The organism is Microcoleus sp. (assembly GCF_049646505.1).
In the GTDB taxonomy this organism is placed as follows: domain Bacteria; phylum Cyanobacteriota; class Cyanobacteriia; order Cyanobacteriales; family Microcoleaceae; genus Microcoleus.
Genome location: NZ_JBARVX010000227.1, coordinates 1 through 11,508, shown reverse-complemented (window position 1 = coordinate 11,508; position 11,508 = coordinate 1). Strand labels below are relative to the sequence as shown.

The following is an 11,508-nucleotide window of genomic DNA, read 5'->3' as shown; positions in this document are numbered from 1 at the left end:
GATTCTGGAACATCATCATTTTCGGGGAAAGTTGCCGCAACTTCCGGCAAAAACCGACTCTCAATCAAAGCCAAATAATCAACCGCCTTCGCAAACTCCATCCTGGGGAAAAAAGGCGACAATTTCCAGCGTTTCGCCACCTCCAGCATATCGCGAGTCGGGCCGCCGCCGTGGTCGCCAACTCCCGGCAACCAAAGAGCATCTGGCAAATTAGTTTTAACTTGCCAATCAAAAGCATAACTTGCCATTTTTACAGATTCTACACTTTCGCCGATCGCCCCAGACATCATGCTAAATATTTTAGTACCATCCAACCCTTCCCACCAAAAAGCACCGTAGGGAAACTCCGTCGAATCATTCCAGCGCAACTTCTGAGTCACAAAATAATCAACACCGCCTTGTCGCAAAATCTGAGGTAATTGCCATCCAAAACCAAAAGTATCCGGTAGCCAAGCCACCCGCATCAACTCCCCAAACTTTTCCTTTGCGTAGCGCTGTCCGCAAACAACTTGTCGCACCATTGACTCAGCAGAAATCAAGTTTAAATCCGGTTCAACCCACATCCCGCCGACAACTTCCCAACGTCCGACAGCCACCTGCTTTTGAATCGCAGCAAACAAGTCCGGGCGGTGTTCTTCCATCCAAGCATAAAGAGCCGGAGTTGAATGACAGAAAATCAAATCGGGAAACTCCGATTGTAAATTCAAAACCGACTCAAAAGTTCGTTCAGCAGCTTCCCAAGTTTCCGGGACAGGCCACAACCAAGCCAAGTCTAAATGAGCGTGACCGACCAAATAGATTTTACTTGTATATATAGATGTAATTTTGTCAGCTTCTCCCACCAAAGAAAGCCGACTTCTTCCTCCTCCCTCTGTGTTCTCTGTGGCCTCTGCGGTTAAATCATCCAACTCCCCAGAAAAAGATTTAATGTTGAGATTTTCACCTATATATATAGATGTACTGTACTGATTTTCCCCAACCCGATAAACAGCATCTTCTCTTCCCTCTGCGTTCTCTGTGGCCTCTGCGGTTAAATCATCCAACTCCCCAAAAAAAGATATCCTCTCGCCATTTTCTCCAACCTCAAAAACTCGATCTATTCTTCCCTCTGCGTTCTCTGTGGCCTCTGCGGTTAAATCATCCAACTCCCCAGAACCAGCCAGCAGATATCCCAATAAATTGTGCCGCAAAACAGACAGCGATCGATCGAACTTGGCACGATTCGGCAAAGCAGACCAATCAATCAAATTAACCGCCAAATTAATCTCAGATTTTAGCAAATTTCCCTTGACAAACAGGGGATGATTTGCTATATTTTTGGTGGGGAGGTATTGGCAATTTTTATTTTGTGAATTTCCAGCTAGGGATTTTTGCAAAATCTCTAATTCGTCCGCCACAAAACCCGGATCGAAACAAGCAGAATCTGCCGCTTCGTACAAGCAAATCGATCGCACCAAAGCACCGCTATCGTGGCCTGGACTTACCAACCGCAACATCACCCAAAATTCATCTCCCGGATTGACCGACGCACTCAACAAAACTCGATCGGCACAATCAAATAAATCACCTTCTCCGACTAACTCACCGCCCACAAAAATCTGAGCATCTTCTGCCCACCAAGTCAAGCCCAGCAGCAACCGCAAACCAACCACAGGATAGCCGTGCAAATTGTTAGGAACGACAAAGTGCTGTCCCAAATAAATAACTTGCTTCCCAGAAGGCCAAGCAATATGTCCTTTCCCGTTAAGTTCGGCAACCGGCCCGTTACAAATACCTACCGCACCCGCAGCAGCCGAGTCACCGTCGCAGTACCTCCAGCCGGACTGAACCTCCACTTGACTGAGGCGGCGCAACTTCTCTACAACTTCAGAAATATTATTGCTGGCAGGCGGCACAGAAGCGTTCATTTTTGGCTAAAATAGGAGTTGCGTAGGAATCAGGATCGGAATCGAACCGCTTAGGCGCAAAGGACGCGAAGAAATAAGGGTTTCAGAGGGTTTGAATCTGCGGTTAATATCCCGGTTTGATTTTACAGCAATTTTTGGCTGTATCGGCGCTAATCTCAAATCAACTATTCAAGAATTAAACTTATGTCTAACGGTTACTACGGCCCGTACCAAAGCCGAATATTAAATTTTATATCCAAACAGTCCCGCCAAGTCGCTGATAATTGCGATCGCACTTGGCGTCAAATTAAACACGCAACTCTCAGCAGTACCCAAATTCTACTTTATCCAGCTTACTTGCTGGTGCAAAGTTCCCGAATGTTGAGCCGGCAATTGCGGGAATCGAGTCAAAAAGTAGATTTACCCGAATTGCAAGAATTTGGCACTACCGAAAATCCCGATTTGTCGCAAAATTGGTATCGGGAGGAGATTTCCGAGGCTGGTTCGATCGCCCAAATTTTGCACCTCGCCGAAAATTTGCTAAACTCGTCGCAAACTGCCGCAACTTTAGCCGGTTTCCCGCTGTTAATAAATCAGACAAATTCTGCCAGCGATCAACTTGTTAGCGATTTACATCCGGCAATTAACTCGCAGGGACAAACTGCCAAACATCAAACAACTTCCGTTTTAGAACATCCGCTTCGCAAAGCTGAATTAGACAGCCAACCAAAAGTTTGCGGAATTGCTACTTTTATGGCAGCCCGAACTTTAGTTTTGGTGGGAAGAGAAAATCGGATATTAGATATTTTGACACCCGAACAGCAGGAACTGCTGGAAAGCCGCATAACTTGGGAAGTCGCCAACGACGGGCCAGAACTGCGGGAAGTTACCCAAAAAGAATTAAAATTTAATCTCGGTTTGGAGTCGGCTGCCAAAAAAGCGCAGTCGGCACCGGTGCGGCGTTTTTGGGAATTGATGGCCTGGCTTCAGACGAGTCCGGTTGCTGTCAACAGAAATCAGTTTGGAGAATCAATCCTGGCAGTCAAAAAAGCGATCGACCGCAATGCTATCTTAGTCGAAACAGCCCGCGCGCAGATTGAATCAAAAACCGCACAGCAGTCGATTGTTGCATCAAATTCGATCGGTGACAATACCTCAAAATTAGAAACTAATTTTAACAGCAAGTTTGATCGACCCGCAAATCCCATCTCCTTTGTCACATTACTCGATCGAGCCGCCGTCAACCTCGAAGAATTTACCCTACCCCCAGCAGCCAAAACCGCCGTACCCGCTGCCGCCGCCCCAGAAGTAAAAATTGATACACCTGCTCCCGAAACCAATTTAGGCCCTAGCGCCCGCGAAATCCTCGAAAAATACGCTCAAAACATCGAAAAAATGATTTGGTCGTCAGTAGACCACCTGCTGGGCAAAGAAACAGCAGCCAGTGATAACACGGAAAAATCTGTTGCAATTAGGTATTATTTGCAACAGCAAGGACAGCTAGAGAAAACCGAAAACAGCCCGGAGGTCGATCGACCGTGGTTGAATTGGCAAGACTTGTTCGGGGAACCAGGGCCTCCGCAGTCGATCGAGGGCAGTTCCGAACCCGACGGCGCAACAGACGAAATCTCTATATCACAAAACAGATCAAAAGTCAAGGAAGAAATGGCAGAAGGTCGATCGACCGCCGTCTCAATATCGCCCTACCCCAAAGCAATTCACGGCCTGCTCGCCGGACTCAAGCAGAGCTTGCTAGCACCAGAGTCAAAAAGTCAACCCCAACAAGCCTCAAATTTAGCAGTAACTCAAAAAAATAGCCCTGCACCCGCAACACCATCAACCCCTGGGGGGACACAGGAAACCCAAGTGCCAAAATACACAAACCCCAACACCGCGCCAAACAGCCAATCCCCAGCAGCAATCACCCAGCAAACCAGCAAATATACCCCAACAGCCACAGCAGCCCAACCAACAAATCGCAGCGTCCCGCCCGCAGACGAATACTTAGAAACAAAATCCGAATCAATGGGTTACATTAAACACCCGCTAGAACAAGTGCTCGAATGGATAGACCTACTCATGGTGCGATTAGAAAATATCCTAGAGCAAATCTGGAACTGGGCAAAAACCAATTGGCAAACAATCCTCCAAACCAAAGATAAAATTGAGTAATCTTTAGCCTATGATAAAAAAAGTTGCACTCGCAGCAATCAGCTCAGTATTAAACCATCTTTGGAGTCTCCCACAGTGCTAACCCTCAAAATCGTAGTTAATGTAGTTGTCCTATTTTTTGTTTCCCTGTTCGTATTTGGATTTTTGTCCAATGACCCAGCCCGGAACCCCAACCGCAGAGACATGGAATAAGCCAGCTATCTGGGCCGCTAGTTCGGGGGCCCGACACCGCAGCCCCCGAACCAAGGCGCGAAGCCACAAAAATGAGTAAATCAACACTTGACCTCGCACCACCAGCGAGGTTATCTTGTGGCAAAACAAAGCCGTTTGCTAGGAAATATTCGCTGATTCCCGCGAAACATCTGTTTATTCAGTTGACAGTTGACAGTTGACAGTTGACAGTTGACAGATGACAGTTAACAGTTAACAGTTGACAGTTGACAGTTGACAGTTGACAGTTGACAGTTGACAGTTGACAGTTAACAGTTGACAGTTGACAGTTGACAGTTAACAGTTGACAGTTGACAGTTGACAGTTGACAGTTGAATAGTCTTCTTTTAATTTCTTCCCACAAGGGTTCCGGCTTTAAACCAATTCTTTCTGGTAAGCAACCAAGTTTCTGAGGATGAGTCGGTTAGCTGCGAGGCATACCTGAAGATTTCCGGTTAACCTGGAAACGCTGCCTGTTAAATGCAAAAATTTTGATGATAAATTGTCCGCTATAAAAAACCCTCTAAAATCTAAAATCTAAAATCTAAAATCGGATGACTCACCTGTTGTAACTATGCCATATCCGGTCCCGCCGCCCGAACCACCTGCCATCATCTACATCGCGAAACCAAAGAAAGCAGCCCTAACTGTCGCAGCCAGTGATGGAGACACCCCCAGCAACTCCGCAGAAACACCGGAACCAAGTTCAGAAATCGTTCAGCCACCCCAGCAACCGGCCCAAGTAGAAGAAGCAGCACTTCTCGATACCGCCCCAGCCAGCAACCAACAGCCTCCAGAAATCGCACACCCCGCAGCCACAGTCGAAAGCGACGAAGCAGTAGCGGGATTTGGGTACCCGGTTGCTGCGGAAAAACCCGAAACTCCAGCAGCTAAGCAAGATTCCTCATTTACTGCTTACCAGTTAGGTTCGGTAGAAAATGCTGTGGCAGCTCGGAATCGCCAAAAAATAGCAGGGGAGCAGAGAAAAGAGGACAAGAATGCGCTAAAACCGCAAGAAAGTTGGTATCAGGCCCAAGGCCGACAGTTAGAAGAGAACGCTCCCGTACCAACAGAGATTCCCGTTCCAGAACCGGGGCTGGAACAGCCTCCCACCGAGCAGCAACAGTTCGAGATTCCCACACCAGGAACCGCCCCCAAACCCGCAACAACAGAGCCCAAACCAAAGCCCAAACCAGCCGCGCCGGGAGTCCGCACCGCACCATCTCAGCGGACGGTGCCTTTTCCGGTGACTCCTGGCGATACCATCGAAATTAAGGCCGACAGCCAAGAATTTGATGAGAAGCAGCAAATTGTCACGGCGGTTGGTAATGTTGTGGTGCGGTTCCGGCAAACTGTGATAGATGCCGATCGGGCGATCGTCAACCTAGTCACCCGCCAAGTGGTAGCATCAGGCAACGTCGCCTATACCCGCGGCCGACAAGTAGTCCGTGGCCGACAGATGGAATTCAATCTAGGACTCAATGCCGGCGCAGTCGAACAAGCCAGCGGCGAAATATTCCTCCCCGCCGCCAGTAGCGAAATAACACCCACACTACCCACAGATATCAGTGCCGGAACCATTCTCGAACAGCCTCTGAGCGATCGAATTACCAGCCAGCAGCCCGTGCGCCAAGTCAAATCCCCCGGCGCGGCCAGCGTCACCATCGGCGGCGGCGGACAGCTAGCAGCCCCCCAAGTTGTCGGCGCAGTCAACCGCATCCGCTTTGAAGCAGAACGCCTCGAACTTCTGCCCAACGGCGTCAGAGTAGCAACCAACATTCGGATTACTAACGACCCGTTTTCCCCGCCAGAATTTGAATACAGGGCGCGGAGGGCGACGATTACAAGGATTTCCCCCACGGCTGAAGAATTAGTCACCAACTCGCCCCGCTTGGTGTTCGACAACTGGATCAAAATACCCGTGTACCCCCGCAGACAAGTGTTTGACAGCAGGCAGCAGAACGGCCCTTGTTTGACCTTTGGCTACGACGGGGAGGACAGGGGCGGTTTGTATGCCGAGTGCGGTTTTCAGGTGTTGCAAAACGGGCCGGTGCGGCTCACCCTGACACCCCAAATTTACCTCCAGCGGGCCGTGACAGATCACGGCGGCAATCCGTTTTTTCCAGACAGTTACGGACTCAAAGCGAAGTTGACCACTAGGCTCGGCCCCCGTACCAATATCGAAGCCTCGGCGATATTTCTGAGTTTTGAAGATTTCCCGAATTTGCCAGAAGACAGCTTTCGGGGCAATGTGCGCCTGCGGCAGTCGATCGGCACTCACTCTCTAGCGGCAGAATATAGTTATCGCGATCGGCTGTTTAACGGTTCTCTGGGCTTTCAAACCGTGCAGAGCAGCCTCGGAGCAGTCCTGACTTCCCCAGTCATCCCCCTGGGAGGAACGGGCATCAATCTCAGCTACCAAGCCGGGTATCAATTTATCAATGCTGACACCGATCGAGCAGACTTGCTCGAACCAGTGCGCGAAAACAACCGCATCGATTTGGGCCGCGCCCAAGCCAGCGTCGCCTTGAGCCGCGGCTTCAACCTGTGGCAAGGTCAACCGCTGCCCCGCACTCCCACCCAGGGTTTGAAGTACACGCGCAACCCAGTGGTTCCTTTCTTGCAACTAGCCTTGGGAGTCCGGGGAGTTGGCACTTATTACAGCAGCGGCGACACACAAAACTCGATCGCCAGCAGCGTCGGCATTCAAGGGCAGTTCGGCCATTTCTCCCGCCCTTTCCTCGACTACACTGGATTTAACGTGACTTACACCCAGGTAGCGCGGGACGGCATATCGCCTTATTTGTTCGATCGGCTAGTAGATTTGAAAGTCCTATCTTTCGGACTTGTCCAGCAAGTTTACGGAGGGTTTCGAGTCGGGTTTCAAAGAGCTATTAATTTAGAGAGCAAGGAAGCAATCAGTACGAACTACACTTTAGAATACAGCCGTCGCAGCTACGCAATTATTTTGCGTTTTAATCCTGAACGTCAAGTCGGCAGCCTGACATTTAGAATCAGCGACTTCAACTGGAACGGCACTCCCCAACCTTTTTCCGGAGACGTGAAAACAGTAGAAGGAGGCGTGCTTTTATCCGATTAATTCAATTGGCTAATTGGGAATTGGGCCTAAAAGCATCGGGCATCGGCCAAACCGGGCATCGGGCATCGGGGATTGGGTCAACAGACAACAGACAACAGCCAACAGTCAGTAGGGGCGGTGCCAAGAGTGCCCGCCCTCAAGCGTCAACAGTTAACAGTCAACAGTCAACAGTTAACAGTCAACAGACAACAGACAACGAACCAATAACAAATGATAGAAGTGACGGCAATATCTGCACAAGCAGCGGCTCTGCTGGTTCACTACGGCTTTGACCTAGGTGGCAAAAAAGCCGAAAAATTGGCGGGTGAATGGCTGACAAAATATCCCGGCTACTGGCTGCGTTTAGCAGTGGTTGAAGCGCTTTATCAAGGGCGCTACAAAGCTGTTTCTGTCGATCAGCTATTGAGTATGTGGCACCGGATAGGAGAACCGCTCTATCATTTTAATCGCGAGTTTGAACGCTTAGTCTGCAACAATTTTCCTCAAGATTTAAACGTTGAAAAAGAGCCTAAACTGCCGCCGGATCGTATCGTTTTATCGAACCTCGAACCGGCACAAGCTAGTGTCGCAGAGTTAGATTTGCCTGCGCCGTCAGAGCCCGAAATCGATCGCGCGCCAGATGCAGAAGTCCCGAACACAGAAGTACAGGAAACAGAAAAATTACCCGATCGCGATCGCACAAAAGAAAATCAAGAAGTTGTAGTATATGAAGACTTGGCCGTTACCGCCCTCGCCGATAAAGCCGAGATCGATCGCTTCTTAGCGGACAAACCTGCGGCCAAATCATTCCCCGTTGTCAAACACACTGATTTTCACACCAAGTTAAAAGCCATTGCCCTCAAAGGTCGAATAAATAAGAGAGAAAGGAGAAAGAAAGTGTAAACTTTGGGCATGGGCCCGCGCAGGGCATTGGGCATTGGCCAAACAGGGCATGGGCCAAACAGGGCATGGGCCAATCAGGGCATGGGCCAAACAGGGCGTTGGGCATTGGGCATACCTCATATCAAATCCGGTAGCATCGGAATGATTCAGATATATATTCTCGGACTCTGTGTACTCTGTGTTCTCTGTGGTTAAATCATTCCGATACAAGCGGAAACGATATCACTACGCTTGAGAACCGCTATAGCAAATTCATCAGTGGGGTAAATCTCTGATTCCTCAATTATTCAATTGTTCAATTCTTGAATCGACCGAAAGTTAACTTTTCGGACTTACTCCCATCCGAATTTCCGAACAAAAAGATGCCTGTTCGGTACCGTTAGCTTGTTTAACAACGCTAGTCCGCAGCCGCAGATTGGGCATGAGATACCACAGCCTTTCTTCAGCACAGACTGTATCTGATTCTGTAATCAATGTCAGCACATCGTCGCCGCCCATCACGTAGCGACTGTTTCCTTTCTCCTGCAACACTTGACCTTCGCTAGGATTGTCAGGATTCGGCACGATCGCTAATATTGTAGAACCAATTTGTTTGGCTTGATTGCGATCGGGAATACCGTCCCAAGAAATCCGAACGCCCTTGAGGTTAGTTGAAGTCGGGTTAATCGAGTGTTGGTGGCAAAGTTTGACAACTGCTGCGTCGCTAGCTGTCACCATTTCTATTTTGAGGTCAGATTTACCTGCTTGCAATTCGCCAGACTGAAGATTGTGTACGGTACGCTGCGAAAACCATTTACCTGCACTCAACTCAAAAAACTCGATGACATCCATGAAATTTGTCTCTAAACTTAAAATACTTGTTTAATTTCGATCGCGACTTGTGCGCTGCAGAAGGAAGAAACCCAGTTTTTTCCTGCGTACCTAGCGCTAAAACCGCAATCAAACTCATGATTTTGGTCAAACACCGGTTTAACAGTCCAAGCCCTGTTCTATATTTTAAAGGAATGGGGCGCGCCTGCAAAACTTTCCGAGAGTTTTGGGCGAAGCTGATTGCAGGTGCCGCCCGGTACAAAACTCAACCGGAGGGACATCTGCCTCCCGGATGCGGCGAAATTGACAGAAAATTAGATTATCCGCCATCCTGTCTGGCGATCGCAAGTCTTGTTCCAAAATCAAAGAGAATTGCCGCACATCAACAATTTTAGCTTTGAGACGATCGGCAATCGTTGCCCGAACACCGGCTATGTCAAGAAAAACAGCGACATATATCAGAAGGTTGCCGATCGGTAAATTTAACAGTGTTGAATTAAATTCCCTTGACAGCAGTTGACGACAATCGCACTCCTTGAAAATTCTCAAAGCAGACTCGGACTCAAAAACCAGCGATTGCATCGAACCGTCACCCGATCGAGGGCAGCAGCCCCGTAGCAAATAACCTTCAAATATGTCATGCTAAGTCAAGAGCTAAGTCAAGAGCTAAGTCAAGAGCTAAGTCAAGAGAAAAGATTCTCGATCGGGTTTCCAGCAAGGTGCAGCTAGCGATCGCATACATTTAAAAAAAAAGACATCCACAAATTTATGAGCGAGTTTACCCAAGGGCTGGATAAAATGCAGCCCGCAGAACAGACACACTGTCTGGAAATCCTGCCAAACCAGCTAGCAGCGACTTCAGACTCAGAGAAATTATACAGCTTGCTAACAGATTACAATTTTATAGAAGCCAAGCTGTCAGCATCAGGAGTACAAGCCCTAATAGAAGATTACGATTTAGCAACAAGTCCCGATATTATCACCTCAGACGAAAAAGCCTACAAACTCAAATTAATTCAAGAAGCAATCCGTCTTTCTGCCCACATTATAGCCAAAGACAAAACCCAACTAGCAGCCCAACTAATTGCCCGCTTAATGCGCTTTGAAATCCCAGAAATTCAAGCACTGCTAGCACAAGCAAAACAGCAGAAAAAACCCTGGCTGCGGCCGCTAACCACCAGCTTTACCCCTCCTGGCGGGAGACTGCTGCGAACCCTAACCGGACATACAGATTGGGTACAAGCTGTAGCGATCGCCCCCGACGGCAAGCGGGCAATTTCTGCATCCTCCGACCACAATCTCAAAATTTGGCACTTAGAAACAGGACAAGAACTTTTCACCCTCAAAGGTCATCTTACCTACGTCAATGCTGTAGCCGTCACCCCAGACGGCACTAAAGTAATTTCCGGTTCTTGGGACAACACTATAAAAATTTGGAATTTAGCAACAGGAACAGAAATATTAACATTAGCAGGCGATACTTTTGCGGTAGAAGCAGTAGCAGTAACTCCATCGGGCAAGCAAATAATTTCCGGTTCCTGGGACGGCAGCATAAAAGTTTGGAATTTGTCAACAGGGGAAGTGATTTTCAATCTGAAAGGTCACAGCAGCTTTGTGCAGTCAGTAGCAGTAACTCCCGATAACAAACTGTTGATTTCCGGTTCAGGAGACAACAGCATCAAAGTCTGGAACCTAGAAACAGGAAAAGAACTTTTCACCCTCAACGGTCATGCAGACTGGGTAAAAAGTGTAGCAGTTACTCCCGATGGGGGAAAAATAATTTCTGGCAGTTACGACGGCACTGTAAAAGTTTGGAGTTTGTCAGAAAAAAAGCAACTTTTTACTTTAGGAAAACACGAAAGTTTCGTTCAAGCTGTGGCAGTTACTCCCGACGGCAATTGGGTAATTTCGGCTTCCGGCGACAAAACGCTGAAAGTTTGGAATCTCGCAACAAAACAAGAACTTTTCACTTGTACCAATCACATCGCCCCAGTGAATGCTGTGGCTGTCACCCCCGACGGCAAGCGGATAGTTTCTGGTTCCTCTGACAAAACCCTAAAAGTTTGGCACTTAGAAATAGGGCAAGAAAATTTATCATTTGCAGGTCACGACGACTGGGTAAATGCTGTAGCAGTGACAGCGGACGGTACTAAAGCAATTTCCGGATCGGGAGACAACAGCATTAAAGTCTGGAATCTCAAAAACGGACAGGAAATTTGTAGTATTGCGGGACACCAAGATTGGGTAAAAGCGATCGCCATAACACCGGATAGCAAGCGAGTAGTTTCGGGTTCCGGCGACAAAACCGTGAAAGTTTGGCATCTAGAAACCGGAAAGGAAATATTTACTTTCACCGGTCATACAGACTGGGTAAATTCTGTAGCTGTTACCCCTGACGGAACGATGGCAATTTCGGGTTCCGAAGACAAAAATATTAAAGTTTGGAGT

8 protein-coding genes and 1 pseudogene are annotated in these 11,508 nt (G+C 48.2%); 6 read left to right on the top strand and 3 right to left on the bottom strand.

All coding sequences use genetic code 11. The features are described 5' to 3' along the window. Nucleotides 1-1,907, bottom strand: a pseudogene (locus WBA89_RS12305) (alpha-mannosidase); the annotation flags it as partial. A gap of 183 nt (nt 1,908-2,090) precedes the next feature. Here WBA89_RS12305 and WBA89_RS12300 point away from each other — a divergent pair. The 5 genes from WBA89_RS12300 (at nt 2,091) to WBA89_RS12280 (ending at nt 8,250) form a co-directional block, all read left to right on the top strand. Continuing rightward, nucleotides 2,091-4,058 carry a hypothetical protein gene (locus tag WBA89_RS12300; protein WP_424406729.1) on the top strand — a complete coding sequence of 656 codons (1,968 nt, stop codon included), beginning with the start codon at nt 2,091-2,093 and terminating at the stop codon, nt 4,056-4,058. A 75-nt stretch (nt 4,059-4,133) separates the two neighbouring features. Then, nucleotides 4,134-4,250 (top strand): photosystem II reaction center protein I, encoded by a 117-nt coding sequence (locus WBA89_RS12295; protein ID WP_106151135.1) that lies wholly within the window; start codon nt 4,134-4,136, stop codon nt 4,248-4,250. 592 nt (nt 4,251-4,842) lie between these two features. Beyond that, nucleotides 4,843-7,368: a DUF3769 domain-containing protein gene (locus tag WBA89_RS12290; RefSeq protein WP_424406727.1), complete on the top strand. Its 2,526-nt coding sequence runs from the start codon at nt 4,843-4,845 to the stop codon at nt 7,366-7,368. A 72-nt stretch (nt 7,369-7,440) separates the two neighbouring features. After that, nucleotides 7,441-7,575 (top strand): hypothetical protein, encoded by a 135-nt coding sequence (locus WBA89_RS12285; RefSeq protein WP_424406725.1) that lies wholly within the window; start codon nt 7,441-7,443, stop codon nt 7,573-7,575. Nucleotides 7,576-7,578: 3 nt separating this feature from the next. Then, the gene (locus WBA89_RS12280) at nt 7,579-8,250 is read left to right on the top strand and encodes a hypothetical protein (RefSeq protein WP_424406723.1); all 672 of its coding nucleotides are present in this window, start codon (nt 7,579-7,581) and stop codon (nt 8,248-8,250) included. A gap of 318 nt (nt 8,251-8,568) precedes the next feature. Here WBA89_RS12280 and WBA89_RS12275 read toward each other — a convergent pair whose 3' ends face one another. Together WBA89_RS12275 and WBA89_RS12270 are read right to left on the bottom strand one after the other, a co-directional pair. After that, complete coding sequence (locus WBA89_RS12275; protein WP_424406721.1) at nt 8,569-9,081, bottom strand: phycobiliprotein lyase; 513 nt, start codon at nt 9,079-9,081, stop codon at nt 8,569-8,571. Nucleotides 9,082-9,246: 165 nt separating this feature from the next. Next, complete coding sequence (locus tag WBA89_RS12270) at nt 9,247-9,642, bottom strand: hypothetical protein (RefSeq protein WP_424406719.1); 396 nt, start codon at nt 9,640-9,642, stop codon at nt 9,247-9,249. A gap of 174 nt (nt 9,643-9,816) precedes the next feature. Here WBA89_RS12270 and WBA89_RS12265 point away from each other — a divergent pair. Continuing rightward, the coding region (locus WBA89_RS12265; RefSeq protein ID WP_424406731.1) for a hypothetical protein at nt 9,817-11,508 on the top strand (1,692 nt) is incomplete at its 3' end.